At 55.2% G+C, this 17,276-nt stretch carries 17 protein-coding genes and 2 tRNA genes; 9 read left to right on the top strand and 10 right to left on the bottom strand.

The annotated features are described in order from the left end of the window. Positions 1–6 precede the first annotated feature (6 nt). Positions 7–714, bottom strand: a complete 708-nt coding sequence (locus CMQ96_RS21225; RefSeq protein WP_004870773.1) for a GMP synthase — start codon at positions 712–714, stop codon at positions 7–9. Between the two features lie 14 nt (positions 715–728). Then, positions 729–2,027: a transcriptional regulator PtsJ gene (gene ptsJ / locus CMQ96_RS21220; protein WP_049088206.1), complete on the bottom strand. Its 1,299-nt coding sequence runs from the start codon at positions 2,025–2,027 to the stop codon at positions 729–731. A gap of 82 nt (positions 2,028–2,109) precedes the next feature. Here ptsJ and pdxK point away from each other — a divergent pair, with 82 nt between their 5' ends. Both pdxK and CMQ96_RS21210 read left to right on the top strand, forming a co-directional pair. After that, positions 2,110–2,976 (top strand): pyridoxine/pyridoxal/pyridoxamine kinase, encoded by an 867-nt coding sequence (pdxK, locus tag CMQ96_RS21215; RefSeq protein ID WP_004870781.1) that lies wholly within the window; start codon positions 2,110–2,112, stop codon positions 2,974–2,976. Beyond that, positions 2,973–3,212 (top strand): hypothetical protein, encoded by a 240-nt coding sequence (locus tag CMQ96_RS21210; RefSeq protein WP_004104337.1) that lies wholly within the window; start codon positions 2,973–2,975, stop codon positions 3,210–3,212. The genes pdxK and CMQ96_RS21210 overlap by 4 nt, the downstream gene beginning before the upstream one ends. Positions 3,213–3,254: 42 nt before the next feature. On the opposite strand, the gene crr is transcribed toward CMQ96_RS21210, so the two are convergent. The 5 genes from crr to cysZ form a co-directional block, all read right to left on the bottom strand. Further along, a complete protein-coding gene (gene crr, locus CMQ96_RS21205; protein ID WP_000522253.1) occupies positions 3,255–3,764 on the bottom strand; it encodes a PTS glucose transporter subunit IIA in 510 nt (169 codons plus the stop codon). Between the two features lie 42 nt (positions 3,765–3,806). Further along, the gene (gene ptsI, locus CMQ96_RS21200) at positions 3,807–5,534 is read right to left on the bottom strand and encodes a phosphoenolpyruvate-protein phosphotransferase PtsI (RefSeq protein ID WP_004870786.1); all 1,728 of its coding nucleotides are present in this window, start codon (positions 5,532–5,534) and stop codon (positions 3,807–3,809) included. A gap of 44 nt (positions 5,535–5,578) precedes the next feature. Further along, on the bottom strand, positions 5,579–5,836 hold the full coding sequence (gene ptsH, locus CMQ96_RS21195; protein WP_002913505.1) for a phosphocarrier protein Hpr: 258 nt from the start codon (positions 5,834–5,836) through the stop codon (positions 5,579–5,581). A 381-nt stretch (positions 5,837–6,217) separates the two neighbouring features. Continuing rightward, a complete protein-coding gene (gene cysK, locus CMQ96_RS21190) occupies positions 6,218–7,189 on the bottom strand; it encodes a cysteine synthase A (protein ID WP_004870789.1) in 972 nt (323 codons plus the stop codon). A 159-nt stretch (positions 7,190–7,348) separates the two neighbouring features. After that, positions 7,349–8,110 (bottom strand): sulfate transporter CysZ, encoded by a 762-nt coding sequence (cysZ, locus tag CMQ96_RS21185; protein WP_004870791.1) that lies wholly within the window; start codon positions 8,108–8,110, stop codon positions 7,349–7,351. Between the two features lie 230 nt (positions 8,111–8,340). On the opposite strand from cysZ, the gene zipA reads away from it, so the two are divergent. The 3 genes from zipA to CMQ96_RS21170 all read left to right on the top strand — a co-directional run bounded on the left by zipA (position 8,341) and on the right by CMQ96_RS21170 (position 11,646). Then, entirely contained in the window at positions 8,341–9,336 is a 996-nt protein-coding gene (gene zipA / locus CMQ96_RS21180; protein WP_176519003.1) for a cell division protein ZipA, read from the top strand. Between the two features lie 74 nt (positions 9,337–9,410). Further along, on the top strand, positions 9,411–11,435 hold the full coding sequence (gene ligA / locus CMQ96_RS21175; protein ID WP_098067299.1) for an NAD-dependent DNA ligase LigA: 2,025 nt from the start codon (positions 9,411–9,413) through the stop codon (positions 11,433–11,435). After that, positions 11,428–11,646: a DUF3820 family protein gene (locus CMQ96_RS21170; RefSeq protein WP_004870796.1), complete on the top strand. Its 219-nt coding sequence runs from the start codon at positions 11,428–11,430 to the stop codon at positions 11,644–11,646. Before ligA ends, CMQ96_RS21170 begins: the two co-directional genes overlap by 8 nt. On the opposite strand, the gene CMQ96_RS21165 is transcribed toward CMQ96_RS21170, so the two are convergent. After that, positions 11,643–12,641, bottom strand: a complete 999-nt coding sequence (locus CMQ96_RS21165) for a bile acid:sodium symporter family protein (protein WP_004870798.1) — start codon at positions 12,639–12,641, stop codon at positions 11,643–11,645. The two genes, CMQ96_RS21170 and CMQ96_RS21165, sit on opposite strands and share 4 nt — an antisense overlap. 89 nt (positions 12,642–12,730) lie before the next feature. Between CMQ96_RS21165 and CMQ96_RS21160 the strand changes: the two genes are divergently transcribed. The 4 genes from CMQ96_RS21160 (at position 12,731) to CMQ96_RS21145 (ending at position 16,911) form a co-directional block, all read left to right on the top strand. Beyond that, the gene (locus tag CMQ96_RS21160) at positions 12,731–13,657 is read left to right on the top strand and encodes a LysR family transcriptional regulator (RefSeq protein WP_024359306.1); all 927 of its coding nucleotides are present in this window, start codon (positions 12,731–12,733) and stop codon (positions 13,655–13,657) included. Positions 13,658–13,779: 122 nt separating this feature from the next. Continuing rightward, entirely contained in the window at positions 13,780–14,613 is an 834-nt protein-coding gene (gene xapA / locus CMQ96_RS21155) for a xanthosine phosphorylase (protein WP_024359305.1), read from the top strand. A 60-nt stretch (positions 14,614–14,673) separates the two neighbouring features. Further along, a complete protein-coding gene (locus CMQ96_RS21150; protein ID WP_004870802.1) occupies positions 14,674–15,930 on the top strand; it encodes a nucleoside permease in 1,257 nt (418 codons plus the stop codon). Positions 15,931–16,026: 96 nt separating this feature from the next. Next, positions 16,027–16,911, top strand: coding sequence for a LysR family transcriptional regulator (locus tag CMQ96_RS21145; protein ID WP_098067298.1), 885 nt, complete (start codon positions 16,027–16,029; stop codon positions 16,909–16,911). Positions 16,912–17,000: 89 nt separating this feature from the next. Here CMQ96_RS21145 and CMQ96_RS21140 read toward each other — a convergent pair. Then, positions 17,001–17,076, bottom strand: a tRNA-Lys gene (locus CMQ96_RS21140). Positions 17,077–17,080: 4 nt separating this feature from the next. Further along, a tRNA-Val gene (locus CMQ96_RS21135) sits at positions 17,081–17,156 on the bottom strand. Positions 17,157–17,276 lie beyond the last annotated feature (120 nt).

Here is a 17,276-nt window from a genome sequence, read left to right as displayed (position 1 = left end):
TTTTGCTTACTTTGCCGTCAGCTTATCAAGGAACACCCATAGCTTCTCATTCATTTCGCGATAATCCCAGGCGCGCATCTCCTGTTCACTACGAATGAAACGCCTGCCTCGGGCGGCGCTAAGCTCCTGCTGTGAATGGGCGATAAGCAGCTCGATGACCTCAGCGTCAAACTCCATGTGGCACTGGAAGCCATAGACCCGGTCGCTGTATTTCACAATTTGCCGCGGGCAGCCTTCGCTGGAGGCCATCACTTCCGCCTCTGGCGTCAGGCCCGGCATATCGTTATGCCAGTGGCCGACGACCAGCGAGGGGCCAAAATGGGCCAGTTTGTCATCCTGCAGGCCCGCAGTGGTGAGCGTGATGGGATAGTGGCCGACCTCTTTTTCCGGGCTCTGCATGACCGGCGCGCCCAGCGCTTCACCGATAAGCTGCGAGCCGAGGCAAATCCCCACCACGATCCGTCCTGCGGCAATGGCCTGCGCAATCAAACGCTGCTCGGCGTGGCTATCAAACCAAGGGCACTCAGTTAATGTGGTGCGCGGCGACTGCGGGCCGCCGAGCACAACCAGCATATCAAAGGCGTTGGCGTTTTCCGGGAGCGCATCTCCCGCATATACCCGAGACCAGCTGATACCGTAGCCGCGCGCCTGCGCCCAGCGCAGGTAAGCTCCCGGCGCTTCAAAGACTTCATGGACGATAAAGTGGATCTGCATAGCGTTAACTCCCGTCACTGTTGTTGTAATATCTGGTATAAGTCATTGGCGAGCTTATTAATTTCATTCTCGCTTAGCGTCGCAAGCGACAGCCGTAGCCCGTGCGCTGGTTCGCGGATACCGAACGTTTCGCCTTCGCGAACCAGCCAGCCGGCGTGCGCCAGACGAAGCGCCACCGGCTGACTCGGCTCCTCCAGCGGGAACCAAAAATTAAGCCCGTCTCCTGGCGTCAGGTGGGTGATTCCGCGGCTGGCGAGGGCGGCAATCAGCTTTTCATGCTGTTGACGATAGTGGCGCCGGGTTTCCGCCAGAGAGGCCATAAAGGCGTTGTCGTTAAGGCAGGCGATGACCAGATCCTGCAACAGATGGCTGACCCATTGGCTACCGGAATTAAGCCTGAGGCGCAGCGCCGCCGACGTGTCGGCGTCGCTGGCGACGATGGCCAGACGTATATCCGGCCCCAGGGTTTTTGACAGGGAGCGTACCAGCGCCCAACGCTGGCTTTCCGCGGCGATAGGGGAGTACCAGGGCGTGGCGGAGAGCAGCGCGAAATGATCGTCAACAATTACCAGAACCTGCGGATAGCGGGCCAGTATTTCGCGTATTGCCCGGGCGCGGGATTCGCTGAGGCTACAGCCGGTCGGATTGTGCGCGCGCGGGGTGATAATGACCGCCCGGGCGCCGTTGCGCAGCGCCTCTTCAAGGGGCTCAGGCTGCATGCCTTCCCCGTCGACCGGCACCGGCGAAGGGTGAAAACCGGCATAGCGCAGCATATTGATGCTGCTGAGAAAGCAGGGATCTTCAATGGCCACGCTATCGCCGGGCAGCAACAGGGCGCATAGCAGGCGCTCAAGCGCATCGACGGCGCCGCTGGCGAGGTTAATCTCGGCGTCCATCTCCAGATCCGGGTTAACCCAGCGACTGGCCCACGCGACCAGCCGGGGCTCAACCGCCGCATCGCCGTACAGACGTGGCGCTAAAGCAATCGCGCCGAGGGAGTGCTTGAGGTTCGCCAGGCGAGCGGGATCGGGATTGCCGCTGGAAATATCCTTCAGCGGGGAAGAGGGATCGCCCCCTTCAAGGGCGGGAAGAGTATTATGCGTTTTAATGGCGGTGCCATTACGCCCCTGACTGACGGCCAGACCGGAGGTTACCAGGCGCTTATAGGCGGCAGCGACGGTATTGCGGTTAACCGCCAGCTTGCCCGCCAGCTCGCGGACCGGCGGCAAAATATCGCCAGGCTTGAGCGCGCCGCTTTGTACCAGATGGCGGATATTATCGAAGATCTCACTGGCAGTTTTTCCAACGATCATTATTGACCTATGACAAAATGAATTTTAGCATAGGACGAATGATAATCAGAGTCTGACTCGCTGTCCAGCAGGAGGAGAAAGGATGGATCAGCAAGATGAAATACAATCGGTGCTCTTTAGCGATAAAAGCCGTGCGCTGCAGGTCGATATTGTGGCCGTGCAGTCGCAGGTGGTTTACGGCAGCGTAGGCAACAGTATTGCGATACCGGCGATAAAGCAGCACGGCCTGCGGGTGATGGCGGTGCCGACGGTGCTGTTTAGCAATACGCCGCATTACGATACCTACTACGGCGGGGTGATCCCGGAAGAGTGGTTTGCCGGTTATTTAAAGGCGCTGGAGGAGCGTGACGCGCTCCGCGAGCTGCGGGCGGTAACGACCGGCTATATGGGCAGCGCCGTGCAGATTAAGCGTTTGGCGCAATGGCTGCAGCGCATTCGTGAGCAGCGTCCTGAACTGTGTATTCTCGTTGATCCCGTCATTGGCGATGTGGATAGCGGTATCTACGTCAAGGCCGAGATCCCTGAAGCCTATCGTACGCATTTGCTCCCGCTGGCTCAGGGGATCACGCCCAATCTGTTTGAGCTGGAGACGCTAAGCGGCCTGCCTTGTCATCATCAGCAGGAGGCGATTATTGCCGCCCGTAGTCTGCTCTCTGATTCACTGCAATGGGTGGTTATTACCAGCGCGCCGGGAGCGGATAGCGCCACGATCAACGTGCTGGTGGTTAGCGCAGAGTCGGTCGAGGTGATCGAACATCCGCGTGTAGAAACCGACCTCAAGGGAACGGGCGACCTTTTTTGCGCCGAACTGGCGAGCGGCCTGGTTTGCGGGATACCGCTGGGCGATGCCGCTAAAGCCGCCGCGCAGCGGGTGCTGGCGGTCATGACATGGACCGAGGAACAGGGCTGCGATGAGCTCATTCTGCCGCCGCGAGGGGAGGGAGTATGAAGAGCTATCGCTTAGTGGTGCGCCAGCAGGGAAGAGTCGTCGGTCATTTTGAGACGACCGGCAGCGAAGCGCTGGAAGATGTTTGCGAAGTGGGGTCGCTATTTGGCGCCGTGGGCGGATATCAGTGTGATTTACAGGTTTCTGACAGCGAGAAGCGGATTCTGGAAAGCGGCCCTGAGGGGATGAAAATACTTTCGCGGGAGAAGTGCTATCGGCCGTTTAAAGCGGCGAGATAAAATAATGGCGCCCTGAGAGGCGCCATTATTCTGCGGCAAGAATTACTTCTTGATGCGGATAACCGGCGTTTCACCCACGGTTACGCTACCGGACAGTTTGATCAGCTCTTTGATCTCGTCCATGTTGGAGATAACAACCGGAGTCAGGGTAGACTTGGCTTTCTCTTCCAGCAGCGGCAGATCGAATTCGATAACCGGGTCGCCGACTTTCACACGCTGGCCTTCTTCAGCGATACGTTTGAAGCCTTCGCCTTTCAGTTCAACGGTATCAATACCGAAGTGAACGAACAGCTCGATGCCGCTATCAGATTCGATTGAAAAAGCATGGTTGGTTTCAAAAATTTTACCGATGGTACCATCTACCGGCGCAACCATTTTGTTGCCAGTAGGTTTGATAGCAATGCCATCACCCACAATTTTTTCCGCGAAAACTACATCCGGCACGTCTTCAATGTTGACGATCTCGCCAGAGAGCGGGGCAACAATCTCAATAGTTCCGGTGTCTTTTTTGTCATCAGAAACCAGAGATTTCAATTTATCGAACAAACCCATGATCTTCTCCTAAGCAGTAATTTGGGCCGCGCATCTCGTGAATTAGCAGATTGTTTTTTCTTCAATGAACTTGTTAACCAGCGTCATTAACTCGTCCGTTGTCGGTTGAGCAAGAGCCTGCTCTGCTAATACTTTCGCATCTTCGAAGTTCGTGTTACGGATAATCTTCTTGATGCGCGGGATGGAAATGGCGCTCATAGAGAACTCGTCCAGACCCATACCCAGCAACAGAAGTGTAGCACGTTCATCGCCCGCAAGCTCACCGCACATGCCAGTCCATTTGCCTTCAGCATGAGAAGCATCAATAACTTGCTTAATCAGCGTCAGCACGGACGGGGACATTGGCTGGTAAAGATGTGAAATCATATCATTACCACGGTCAACTGCCAGAGTATACTGCGTTAAATCATTGGTACCGATACTAAAGAAATCAACTTCTTTGGCTAAGTGACGAGCAATTGTCGCAGCGGCTGGGGTTTCCACCATCACGCCAATCTCAATGGACTCATCAAAAGCTTTACCTTCGTCGCGCAGTTCCTGTTTGTAGATTTCGATCTCTTTTTTCAGTGCACGCACTTCTTCAACAGAGATGATCATCGGGAACATGATGCGCAGTTTACCGAAAGCGGAAGCACGCAGGATTGCACGAACCTGGTCGCGCAGAATCTCTTTGCGATCCATGGCGATGCGCACCGCGCGCCAGCCGAGGAACGGGTTCTCTTCTTTCGGGAAGTTCATGTACGGCAGCTCTTTGTCGCCGCCGATGTCCATGGTGCGAACGATAACCGCCTGCGAGCCGCACGCTTCGGCAACGGCTTTGTAAGCGGCGAACTGTTCTTCTTCAGTTGGCAGCGAGTCGCGGTCCATGAACAGGAATTCTGTACGATATAAGCCAACGCCTTCTGCACCGTTACGCTCGGCACCTTCAACGTCGCGTACGGTACCGATGTTGGCGCAGACTTCAACCTGATGGCCGTCCAGCGTGATGGCCGGCAGGTCTTTCAGCTTAGCCAGTTCCGCTTTTTCTTCAGCGACCTGAGCCTGCAGGTTGCGCAGTTCTTCGATTTGTTGGTCGCTCGGGTTAACCAGAACCTGATTATTCACCGCGTCGAGAACCAGATAGTCGCCGTTTTTCACCTGGCTGGTCACGCTGCCGGTGCCCACGATGGCCGGCAGTTCAAGGGAACGCGCCATGATGGAGGTGTGGGAAGTACGACCGCCCGCGTCGGTAATGAAACCCAGCACCTTGTTCAGGTTCAGCTGCGCGGTTTCAGACGGAGTGAGGTCAGCGGCAACCAGAATAACTTCATCCTGAATCGCGCTCAGATCGATGATGGCCAGACCGAGGATGTTGCGCAGCAGGCGCTTACCGATGTCGCGTACGTCAGCCGCACGCTCTTTCAGGTATTCGTCATCCAGTTCTTCCAGGGCAGTAGCCTGACCTTCGATAACTTCATTGGCTGCCGCATCGGCAGTCATATGCTTATCTTTAATCAGGGCTATGATTTCCTGCTCAAGCTCCTCATCTTCCAGCAGCATGATGTGCCCTTCGAAGATGGCTTCTTTTTCTTCACCGAAAGTTTCACCAGCTTTGGTTTTGATGACCTCCAGCTGGGCGGAGGCCTTGGTGCGGCCGTTCAGAAAACGTTCAACTTCCTGATCAACCTTATCGGCAGAAATTTTCTTCCGGTCGATGACAATTTCGTCTTCTTTCAGCAGAAGAGCTTTGCCGAAAGCGATACCCGGGGATGCTAAAATGCCTGAAATCATAACCCTACCTTACTTGTGACTGATATTAAAAAGAACCCGTGAACTTACTCGAGTTCAGCCATCAGTTTAACCAGATGCTCAACTGCTTTCTGCTCATCTTCGCCTTCGGCAGAGAGAGTCACAACGGTGCCCTGGGTCAGGCCCAGAGTCTGCAGTTTGAACAGGCTTTTGGCGCTGGCGCTTTTGCCGTTGGAGGTTACAGTGATCTCAGAAGTGAAGCCTTTTGCTTCTTTAACAAACTGAGCAGCAGGGCGGGTGTGCAGACCGTTCGGAGCGGTAATAGTAACTTCTTGCTGGAACATTATATTTCCCCAACTTATAGGTTTAGTGTTGTGGACCTAAAGTTTAGCCTAACGGCCAAACTTTAGCCTGTATCGTTAGCGCCGGCATCACGTATCCGGCTCCGGCACCAGCAGCAGCGAATCGCTGTGGAAACCTTCAGGCCGTTAACGTCTACCACGTCATTAAACATTATGCCGCTAAAGGAAGACTTGAACCAAATCATAAAATCGATTCAGCTTATGGAAATCCAAATCGGAATAATTTCGCGCATCGAAATAAATGTGCTGGTTAAATACCAGACCCAACGAAGTGAATCAATGCCAGGAGGGGTAAAAGTTTGATGTGCGCCACAAAAAAGCACCTGAAAAGGTGCTTTTTTACACGATGTTAACAAGCTGGCATTACTGTTGCAGTTCTTTCTCAGTGAAAAGATCGGCAAACAATGCGGTGCTTAAATAGCGCTCACCTGAAGAAGGTAGGATAACCACAATATTCTTATTGGTAAAGGATTCATCCTGCTGCAGCTTCAGCGCAGCGGCAACGGCGGCGCCAGAAGAGATCCCGGCCAGAATGCCTTCCTCTTCCATCAGGCGGCGCGCGGTGGAAATGGCTTCTTCGTTGGTGATCGCAACCACTTTATCCACCAGCTTCAAATCCAGGTTGCCTGGGATAAAGCCTGCGCCAATACCCTGAATTTTATGCGGGCCGGGCTTCAGCTCAACGCCTGCCAGCGCCTGGGCGATAACCGGGGAATCGGTGGGTTCAACGGCAACGGTAATCAGATCTTTTTTACCCTTGGTGCCTTTGATATAGCGGCTCACGCCGGTCAGCGTACCGCCAGTACCGACGCCGGAGATGAAGACGTCAACCTGACCATCGGTATCTTCCCAGATTTCCGGGCCGGTGGTTTTTTCATGAATTTCCGGGTTGGCCGGGTTGCTGAACTGCTGCAGCAGCAGGAATTTCTCCGGATTGCTGGCGACAATCTCTTCGGCTTTCTGGATGGCGCCTTTCATGCCTTTAGCGCCTTCGGTCAGCACCAGATTGGCGCCCAGGGCCTTCAGCAGCTTGCGGCGTTCGATGCTCATGGTCTCCGGCATCGTCAGCGTCAGTTTATAACCGCGCGCCGCAGCCACGTAGGCCAGAGCGATACCGGTATTACCGCTGGTCGGTTCCACCAGCTCAACGCCGGGTTTCAGCACGCCGCGTTTTTCGGCATCCCAAATCATATTGGCACCGATACGGCATTTTACGCTAAAGCTCGGGTTACGAGATTCTACCTTTGCCAGGATGCGCCCGTTACCGATGCGGTTCAGTCGTACCAGCGGCGTATGGCCGATAGTCAGGGAGTTGTCTTCAAAAATCTTACTCATGGCCCGTCCTTAACTGTATGAAATTTGGGAGTACGGCTTCAGCATACCCGCTTAAAGAATATGCGGAAGTAAGGATTTAGCATATCTATATTCGGAAGAGAAATAATGACAAGCCAGAAGTAATAAGGAGCGGCATAAGCCGCTCCGAAAGCGATAGCGCTACTTCCACATCGCGTGTTTGTCGCGGTAGCAGTCGACCCACATTGCCGTCGCGCCGCAAATAGCGACGGGCAGGATCACCAGGTTCAGTATCGGGATCATGGTAAACAGGCTGGTTAAGGCGCCAAACTGCATATTGGTCACTTTACGCGTGCGCAGCGCCTGGCGCATCGTTTTAAACGGCACCTTATGGTTATCAAAAGGATAATCGCAGTACTGAATCGCCAGCATCCAGGCGCTGAACAGGAACCACAGCACGGGAGCTATGGTCTGGCCGATACCGGGAATGAAGTAAAGGATCAGCAGAACGATGGCCCGCGGGAGATACCAGGCGAACTTCTGCCACTCACGCTTCATGATGCGCGGCACATCTTTCATGATGCCGAAAATCCCGACGTCCGGCGGCGTCGCGCCCGTCAGGCGCGCTTCAAGCTGCTCGGCCAGCAGGCCGCTAAAGGGGGCGGCAATCCAGTTGGCGATTGTCGAGAAGAAGTAGCCGAAGACAAGCAGTATAGAAATGACCACCATGGGCCACAGCAGATAGTTAAGCCATTGCAGCCATTCAGGAACATGGCTCATCAAAGAGGGGATCCAGCTGCCCAGACGCGTGAACAACCACCAGAATGCGCCGCCCATCAGAATAATGTTGACGAGCAAAGGGAGGAATACGTATCGACGGATCCCCGGCAGCCCGATCAGCTTCCAACCCTGCGAAAAGTAGTAGACGCCACTGCGCGGGGTCGTTACGGATGATGAAACCATAGTCAGGTAATGCTCCTTTTTTGACATCCAGGCTGAATGCCGGGCTATTTTATCGGGTTAGCAGACAATAACCAGTTAGGAAATGTTCGAAAAAACAGCAAAAAGCACGATTTAGTTCATCTTTATGTAGTGAAAGCCCCAGACGCACTTGCACTTGATGTAATCGGCAAATACTCTTAGTGAGTAAATGTTTGCCGTGGTGGCAAGGTGTTAGAACAACAGAGAATATAATGATGCAGGATTTGCGTCTGATATTAATCATTGTTGGCGCGATCGCCATAATCGCTTTACTGGTGCACGGTTTTTGGACCAGCCGTAAAGAGCGCTCCTCGATGTTTCGCGATCGCCCACTGAAACGTATGAAGTCACGCGACGATGAAGAGTCGGAAGGCGACGACTTTAATGACGATGTTGAAGGCGTTGGTGAAGTCCGGGTTCATCGGGCCAGTCATGCGCCGAATGGCGTTCATGGGGAGCATGAAGCACCTCGTCAGCCGCAGCACCAGTATCAGCCTCCTTATGAGCGTCAGGCGCAGCAGCCACCTGTGCGCCCGGAAGAGCCTGTCCGTGCAGCGCAGCCGCCGCAACAACAGCCTGTTCGCCCGCAGGCCCCGGTTCAGCAACCGCATCACGCCGTGCCGCCTCAGCAGCCGGTAATGCAGCCGGTACAGCCTCCGCAGCCACAGCAACCCGTTCAGCATGTGCAGCAGCCGGTTCAACAACCCGCTGTCGCTCCAGAGCCTCAGCCGACGCCAGAACCTCAGGCCCCTGAGCCGCAGCAGGCCGCGCCGCAGCCTAAAGAGCGTAAGGAGACGGTTATCGTGATGAACGTCGCCGCGCACCACGGTTCGCAGCTTAACGGCGAGCTGTTAATCAACAGCATCCAGCAGGCGGGTTTCAAATTTGGCGATATGAATATCTTCCATCGTCACCTCAGCCCGGACGGCAGCGGTCAGGTGCTCTTCAGCCTGGCCAATATGGTTAAGCCCGGCACCTTCAATCCGGACAGCATGGCGGATATGATGACGCCTGGGGTAACTATCTTTATGCAGGTTCCGTCCTTTGGCGATGAACTGCAAAACTTTAAGCTGATGTTGCAGTCCGCGCAGTACATTGCCGATGAAGTCGGCGGCGTAGTGCTGGACGATCAGCGTCGGATGATGACGCCGCAAAAACTGCGCGAATATCAAGACCGTATTCGTGAAGTGAAAGAGGCTAACGCCTGATTCATCTTCTTGCGTTTCATCTACTCATCCTGAACCCCCGCCCGTCGGGGGTTTTTTATCATTGATGGTGTGATATGGAATCGAACGAACAAAAACTGACTGAACTGCGAACCACGCTTCGCCATCATGAATACCTGTACCACGTCATGGATACGCCGGAAATTCCTGATGCTGAATACGATCGGCTGATGCGTGAACTACGTGAACTGGAAGCTCAACATCCTGAATTGATTACGCCCGATTCACCTACCCAGCGCGTCGGCGCCGCACCGCTAGCCGCATTCAGCCAGATTCGCCATGAAGTGCCGATGCTGTCGCTGGATAACGTTTTCGATGAAGAGAGCTTCCTTGCGTTTAATAAGCGCGTTCAGGATCGGTTGAAAAATACCGATGATCTGACCTACTGCTGTGAGCTCAAGCTGGATGGCCTGGCGGTCAGTATCCTGTATGAAAACGGCTTGCTGGTACAGGCGGCGACCCGCGGCGATGGAACGACCGGTGAAGATATCACCTCCAACGTACGCACCATTCGCGCTATCCCTCTGAAGCTTCGCGGCGACAATATTCCGCAGCGGCTTGAGGTTCGTGGAGAGGTTTTCCTGCCGCGGGCGGGGTTCGAAAAAATCAATGAAGAGGCGCGGCGAACCGGCGGGAAGGTATTTGCTAACCCGCGAAACGCCGCTGCAGGTTCTTTACGCCAGCTCGATCCGCGGATTACCGCGAAGCGTCCACTCACTTTCTTTTGCTACGGCGTGGGCGTGCTGGAAGGCGGCGAGCTGCCGCGAAGCCACTCAGCGCGCTTGCAGCAGTTTAAGTTCTGGGGGCTGCCGGTCAGCGAGCGCGTAAAGCTCTGCCATTCTCCAGAGGAAGTGCTTACTTACTATCGCAAGGTTGAAGAAGATCGGCCGAATCTGGGGTTTGATATTGACGGTGTGGTTATCAAAGTGGATTCGCTTGCGCTTCAGGAACAGCTTGGCTTCGTGGCCCGCGCGCCGCGCTGGGCGGTGGCGTTTAAGTTTCCGGCCCAGGAGCAGATGACTTTCGTGCGCGATGTCGAGTTTCAGGTCGGGCGTACCGGCGCCATCACGCCGGTAGCGCGTCTGGAGCCGGTACAGGTCGCCGGCGTCCTGGTCAGCAACGCGACGCTGCATAATGCTGATGAAATCGAGCGTCTGGGGCTGCGCATCGGCGATAAGGTGGTTATTCGCCGCGCCGGTGATGTTATCCCTCAGGTCGTGAACGTCGTTCTCTCAGAACGCCCGGAGGAGACGCGTGAAATCGTGTTTCCCACCCATTGCCCGGTATGTCATTCCGACGTTGAACGCGTAGAAGGCGAAGTGGTGACCCGCTGTACCGGCGGTCTGATCTGCGGCGCCCAGCGTAAAGAAGCGCTCAAGCATTTTGTCTCCCGTCGCGCCCTGGACGTGGAGGGAATGGGCGATAAAATCATCGATCAGCTGGTTGAAAAAGAGTACGTGCATACGCCTGCCGATCTCTTTCAACTGACGCCGGGTAAGCTTACCGGGCTCGATCGCATGGGGCCAAAATCAGCGCAAAACGTGGTGGATGCGCTGGAGAAGTCAAAAGAGACCACCTTTGCCCGTTTCCTTTACGCGCTGGGGATCCGCGAAGTGGGTGAGGCGACGGCAGCCGGTTTAGCGGCTCACTTTGGCACCATTGAGGCGCTGGAGCAGGCCTCAATTGACGATCTGCAAAAAGTGCCCGATGTCGGGATTGTGGTCGCCACGCACGTGCGTAATTTCTTTGCCGAAGAGAGCAATCGCGAAGTGATTGCTCAGCTGCGTAAAGAAGGCGTCCGCTGGCCGGCGCCGGTGGTGGTCAATGCGGAAGAGATCGATAGCCCCTTTGCCGGCAAAACGGTGGTTCTGACCGGTAGCCTGAGTCAGCTCTCCCGTGATGATGCGAAAGCCCGGCTGGTTGAGCTCGGCGCGAAGGTGGCGGGCAGCGTGTCGAAGAAGACCGACCTGGTTATCGCCGGGGAGGCGGCGGGCTCTAAGCTCGCCAAAGCGCAGGAGCTAGGGATTGCGGTGATCGATGAAGACGAAATGCTGCGTCTGCTCGGAGAGTCGCGTGGATAAAGAGCAGCTTATTGAGATTGCCAATACGGAAATGCCGTTTGGTAAATACAAAGGGCGGCGCTTAATCGATGTGCCGGAAGAGTATTTGCTGTGGTTTGCCCGTAAGGATCAATTTCCCGCCGGGCATCTTGGCGAGCTGATGGCATTAACGCTATTGATTAAAACGGAGGGGCTGACCAGCCTGGTCGAGCCCCTTAAGCGTCCGCGTTAGGCTTCGGAGGCGCGATTTTTCTCCTGCGCCTGTAACGCTTCGGCCTGGCGCTTATAGCGCCGCGCCAGCACCGCACAGACCATAAGCTGAATCTGATGGAAGATCATCAGCGGCAGCACCATTATTCCCAGAATTGAGGTCGGGAAGAGAATATTGGCCATCGGAATGCCGTTCGCCAGGCTCTTCTTCGACCCGCAGAAGACAATCGTAATTTCATCCGCTTTATTGAACCCGCACCGGCGCGCCACAAACACGTTGATAGCAATGACAATCGCCAGCAGCACGATGCTGACAATAACGATAAACAGCAGCGAACCAACGCCGACTTTGTGCCAGATACCGTTAACCACCGCCTCGCTGAACGCCGAATAGACCACCAGCAGGATGGAGGTCTGGTCGGTTTTCGAGATCCACTTTTTATGTTTTGCCACCCAGTTGCCAATCCATGGACGCGAGAGATGTCCCAGCACAAACGGCAGCAACAGCTGCAGCATAATCTTGCCGACCTGCTCCAGACTCCCGCCCGCGCCGTGCAGGTTCATCAACAGGCCGACCAGCAGTGGCGAAATGAAGATCCCCAGCAGGCTTGAGGCCGAAGCCGAGCATACCGCAGCCGCCACGTTGCCGCCCGCCAGAGAGGTAAACGCAATGGCCGACTGGACGGTGGCGGGAAGAATGCAGAGATAAATAAACCCGGTATAGAGCGCCGGATCGACGTTAACGGGCGCCCACCAGGCGAACAGCACGCCAAGCACGGGAAAAACGATAAACGTGCTGCACATAACCCAGAGATGCAGACGCCAGTGGCTGCCCCCGGCAACGATCGCCTCACGCGAGAGCTTGGCGCCGTGCATAAAGAACAGCAGCGCGATGGCGGCGGTGGTTAAATGTTCAAAGAAGGGGACAAATCCGCCGCGCGCAGGAAAAAAGGAGGCCAGCAGGACGACGGTGACTAACGTTAGGGTGAATGGATCAAGAATGCGGAAAAATTTCATAAACGCTCCTGAAAATCGATGTCGCTATTGTGCTTTCTTTAGTTTGAGAAATAAAATCGATTTATTGCATCTATTCATGAAAAAAAGAGATGAATTATTCGCTGCGTCAGTTAAAAGTTTTTGTGACCGTTGCCCGCGTTAAAAGCTTTAGCCGGGCAGGGGAGAGTATTGGTCTTAGCCAGTCTGCGGTCAGCCATAGCGTAAAAGAGCTGGAGCACCAGACCGGCGTACGCCTGCTTGACCGAACGACGCGTGAAGTGGTGCTCACGGAGGCAGGACAGCAGCTGGCGGCCCGGCTTGAGCGCTTGCTGGATGAACTCAATAGCACGCTGCGTGAGGCCGGTCGCGTCGGGCAGCAGCTGATGGGCACCGTCCGGGTGGCGGCCAGTCAGACCATTTCCGCCCATCTGATCCCGCAGTGCATTGCCTACAGCAACCGGCGCTATCCGGAGATAGATTTCGTTCTGCACGATCGCCCCCAGCAGTGGGTGCTGGAGAGCATTCGGCAGGGAGAAGTGGATTTTGGTATCGTTATCGATCCCGGCGCCGCGACCGATTTACAGTGCGAGACGGTTCTCGCTGAACCATTCCTGCTGCTTTGCCGCAGCGATCACCCTTTTGCCGGACGGGACGCGGTGAGCTGGCAGGACCTACAGCACCAGCGGCTGGTTTTGCAGGATTATGCTTCTGGCAGCCGTCCGCTGATTGATGCTGCGCTTTCAGGATTCGCCGTTACCGCGAACATCGTGCAGGAAATCGGGCATCCGGCCACGCTATTTCCGATGGTTGAGTCGGGGATAGGCATCAGTATATTACCCGCATTAGCGCTGCCGCTCCCGCAGGGGAGCCGTTTGCAGGTGAAGCGGCTGACGCCGGTAGTGGAACGCCAGCTGATGCTGGCGCGGCGTAAAAACCGCTCCCTATCGACAGCCGCAGAGGCGCTGTGGGAGGTGGTGCGGCTGCAGGCGGCCCGGCTTACCGCCTTACGCGAAAACGATCCCTTGTATCAGAAATGAAATCAATAGCTTTTTGATATCAAACGTCCGGGAAAACTGTATTGGTAATCGATTGCGTCGCATCGTTATAACAAGATGGTAGCCAATCATTTTATCCATTCTTCAGTTTTTAAGGACAGCTTATGAGCGACACGCTTTTCTCACAGAACCCCTGGTATAGCGCCGATATTATTCGCGGATATAAGCCGGATTTTACGCCGCGCGTGGCTTTTATTCTTGGTTCTGGTCTAGGGGCGCTGGCGGAACAAATTGAAGATGCGGTGGCGATATCTTACGAGAAGCTGCCCGGCTTCCCGGTGAGTACGGTTCACGGCCATGCCGGCGAGCTGGTGCTGGGAAATCTGGCCGGCGTACCTGTTGCCTGCATGAAAGGGCGCGGGCACTTCTATGAAGGACGGGGCATGCCGGTGATGACTGATGCTATCCGCACGCTAAAGCTGCTGGGGTGTGAACTACTGTTTTGTACTAACGCGGCCGGTTCGTTGCGCCCGGAGGTCGGGCCGGGTAGCCTGGTGGCGCTCAGCGATCACATTAATACGATGCCGGGCACGCCAATGGTTGGCCCGAATGATGAACGTTTCGGCGAGCGCTTTTTCTCTCTGGCCAACGCCTATGATGCGGATTATCGCGCCGTTCTGCAGAGCGTGGCGGCGGAAGAAGGGTTTCCGCTGACCGAAGGCGTATTTGTTTCCTATCCCGGGCCGAATTTTGAGACGGCGGCAGAGATTCGCATGATGCAGATTATCGGCGGCGATGTGGTGGGGATGTCCGTGGTGCCGGAAGTGATTACCGCCCGTCATTGCGGGTTAAAAGTGGTGGCAGTCTCAGCGATTACCAATCTGGCTGAAGGGCTGGGCGATGTGAAATTATCTCACGCGCAAACCCTGGCGGCGGCCGAACTCTCCCGGCAGAACTTTATCAACCTGATCTGCGGCTTCTTGCGCAAACTGGCCTGAAAAAAATAATAAATATGACCCCGCTTGCGGGGTTTTACTTTAATGGCAAGGAACGGAAAAATGGGTATCGCCTCTCGCTTAAAGCTCATGTCGTTTTTGCAATATTTTATCTGGGGAAGCTGGCTGGTCACCCTGGGTTCTTACATGATAAACACGTTGCATTTCACCGGCGCAAACGTCGGTATGGTCTATAGCTCCAAAGGGCTGGCGGCTATTATCATGCCCGGCGTTATGGGAATTATTGCCGATAAATGGCTACGTGCAGAACGGGCCTACATGCTCTGCCATCTGGTCTGCGCAGGAGTGCTTCTTTATGCGACGACCGTTACCGACCCGGATACCATGTTCTGGGTAATGCTGATTAACGCGATGGCCTACATGCCGACCATCTCCTTGTCTAATAGCGTCTCCTACTCCTGCCTGGCGCAGTCCGGTCAGGATCCGGCGACCGCGTTTCCGCCTGTTCGCGTGTTTGGCACGCTCGGCTTTATTGTCGCCATGTGGATGGTGAGCCTGATGGGGCTGGAGCTGAGCAGCGCGCAGCTGTATATCGCCTCTGCCGCGTCGTTATTGCTGGCGCTCTACGCGTTTACGCTACCGAAAATTCCCGTGACCGAGAAGAAAGCCAGCACCACATTGGCCGCGAGACTGGGGCTGGATGCATTCGTATTGTTTAAAAATCCGCGGATGGCCATTTTCTTTTTCTTCGCAATGATGCTCGGGGCGGTACTGCAAATCACCAACGTCTTCGGTAACCCCTTCCTGCATGATTTCGCCCGCAACCCGGCGTTTGCCGACAGCTTTGTCGTGCGCTATCCCTCTATTTTGCTTTCTGTTTCGCAGATGGCGGAAGTCGCCTTTATTCTCACTATTCCATTCTTTCTGAAACGCTTTGGCATTAAAACGGTCATGCTGATGAGTATGCTGGCGTGGACGCTGCGCTTTGGCTTTTTTGCCTTTGGCGATCCGTCTCCGTTCGGTTTTGTACTGCTGTTGATGTCGATGATTGTTTACGGCTGCGCATTCGACTTCTTTAATATTTCAGGGTCGGTATTCGTTGAGCAACAGGTGGGAGCGAATATTCGCGCCAGCGCGCAGGGGCTGTTTATGACCATGGTGAACGGTGTCGGCGCGTGGGTTGGTTCGGTTCTCAGCGGCTTGGCCGTGGACTACTTTTCTCTGGACGGCGTAAAGGACTGGCAGACCATCTGGCTGGTGTTCGCAGCCTATTCATTAATGCTGGCGGTCATTTTTGCCCTGTTCTTCCGCTATAAACATGAACCTGAGCAGCGAATGGAGAAAGAGCTGGCCCATTAATCCTCTTCAGCGGCGGGGCATGTCCCGCCGTTTCATTTTCTCTGATGTAATGTGGTAACTTTGCGCATTATCCTTCGCCCCAGGAGCGCATGAGCCATGGAACGCACGCATCGTATCGATCTGAAGTTATTGCGCTATTTTCTGGCTGTCGCAGAAGAGCTGCATTTTGGTCGTGCGGCGGCGCGGCTGAATATGTCCCAGCCTCCGCTCAGCATTCACATCAAAGATCTGGAGCAGCAGCTCGGCACGCTATTGTTTGTTCGTCACTCCCGCAGCGTGGCCTTGACCCACGCAGGAAAAATCCTGATGGAGGAGTCCCGTCGTCTGCTTTCCAGCGCGAATCAGGCTCTGGCGCGCGTGGAACAGATTGGGCGGGGTGAGGCCGGGCGGGTGGAGTTGGGCGTGATAGGCACGGCAATGTGGGGAAAAATGCGTCCGGTGATGCGTCGTTTTTTGAAAGAGCATCCTAACGTGGAAGTGCTTTTCAGAGAGAATATGCCCGCGATGCAGATGGCGATGCTGGAACGACGCGAGCTGGACGCCGGCGTCTGGCGAATGGCGACGGCGCCTTCTCCTGGCTTTACCAGCCTGCGCTTGCATGAGTCCTCTTTTCTGGTGGCCATGCCGGAAGAGCATCCGCTAGCCGCGCGTAAGACGATCCCGCTTGCGACGTTGCGTAACGAATATTTTGTCACTATGCCCTCAATACATACCGACTGGACGTTTTTACAACGCGTGTGCCAGAGTGCCGGATTCTCGCCGATGATTATCCGTGAGGTAATGGAGCCGCAAACGGTGCTGGCGATGGTCAGTATGGGGATCGGCATTACGCTCATCGCCGATAGCTACGCGCAGATGGCATGGCCGGGGGTTGCGTTTCGTCCGCTGGAAGAGCGGATACCCGCTGATTTGTATATCGTCTATGACCAGCATCAGGCGACGCCTGCGCTGGAGAAACTGGTTGCGGCGCTAGTGAATTAAGCGTCATTGCCGGATGGCAAGGTAAAAGGCTGCTCCGGCTTTGTGTATCGCAGATAGCAAAAAAGCGCCTTTAGGGCGCTTTTTTACATTGGTGGGTCGTGCAGGATTCGAACCTGCGACCAATTGATTAAAAGTCAACTGCTCTACCAACTGAGCTAACGACCCGAAGTGGTGGGTGATGACGGGATCGAACCGCCGACCCCCTCCTTGTAAGGGAGGTGCTCTCCCAGCTGAGCTAATCACCCACTTCGGTACTTCATTTTACGGCAAGAAATCCAGCTGGCGAGAAAGTGGTGGGTGATGACGGGATCGAACCGCCGACCCCCTCCTTGTAAGGGAGGTGCTCTCCCAGCTGAGCTAATCAC

Source organism: Klebsiella sp. MBT K-1 (assembly GCF_002556465.1).
GTDB lineage: Bacteria > Pseudomonadota > Gammaproteobacteria > Enterobacterales > Enterobacteriaceae > Klebsiella > Klebsiella grimontii.
The sequence above is the reverse complement of the archived record's forward strand: the minus strand, read 5'-3'. Positions and strand labels throughout refer to the sequence as shown.

Coding starts and splice junctions, on each gene's coding strand:
- CMQ96_RS21225 (WP_004870773.1), bottom strand. CDS start 714: ATGCAGATCCACTTTATCGTCCATGAAGTCTTTGAAGCGCCGGGAGCT.
- ptsJ (WP_049088206.1), bottom strand. CDS start 2,027: ATGATCGTTGGAAAAACTGCCAGTGAGATCTTCGATAATATCCGCCAT.
- pdxK (WP_004870781.1), top strand. CDS start 2,110: ATGGATCAGCAAGATGAAATACAATCGGTGCTCTTTAGCGATAAAAGC.
- CMQ96_RS21210 (WP_004104337.1), top strand. CDS start 2,973: ATGAAGAGCTATCGCTTAGTGGTGCGCCAGCAGGGAAGAGTCGTCGGT.
- crr (WP_000522253.1), bottom strand. CDS start 3,764: ATGGGTTTGTTCGATAAATTGAAATCTCTGGTTTCTGATGACAAAAAA.
- ptsI (WP_004870786.1), bottom strand. CDS start 5,534: ATGATTTCAGGCATTTTAGCATCCCCGGGTATCGCTTTCGGCAAAGCT.
- ptsH (WP_002913505.1), bottom strand. CDS start 5,836: ATGTTCCAGCAAGAAGTTACTATTACCGCTCCGAACGGTCTGCACACC.
- cysK (WP_004870789.1), bottom strand. CDS start 7,189: ATGAGTAAGATTTTTGAAGACAACTCCCTGACTATCGGCCATACGCCG.
- cysZ (WP_004870791.1), bottom strand. CDS start 8,110: ATGGTTTCATCATCCGTAACGACCCCGCGCAGTGGCGTCTACTACTTT.
- zipA (WP_176519003.1), top strand. CDS start 8,341: ATGATGCAGGATTTGCGTCTGATATTAATCATTGTTGGCGCGATCGCC.
- ligA (WP_098067299.1), top strand. CDS start 9,411: ATGGAATCGAACGAACAAAAACTGACTGAACTGCGAACCACGCTTCGC.
- CMQ96_RS21165 (WP_004870798.1), bottom strand. CDS start 12,641: ATGAAATTTTTCCGCATTCTTGATCCATTCACCCTAACGTTAGTCACC.
- CMQ96_RS21160 (WP_024359306.1), top strand. CDS start 12,731: ATGAATTATTCGCTGCGTCAGTTAAAAGTTTTTGTGACCGTTGCCCGC.
- xapA (WP_024359305.1), top strand. CDS start 13,780: ATGAGCGACACGCTTTTCTCACAGAACCCCTGGTATAGCGCCGATATT.
- CMQ96_RS21150 (WP_004870802.1), top strand. CDS start 14,674: ATGGGTATCGCCTCTCGCTTAAAGCTCATGTCGTTTTTGCAATATTTT.
- CMQ96_RS21145 (WP_098067298.1), top strand. CDS start 16,027: ATGGAACGCACGCATCGTATCGATCTGAAGTTATTGCGCTATTTTCTG.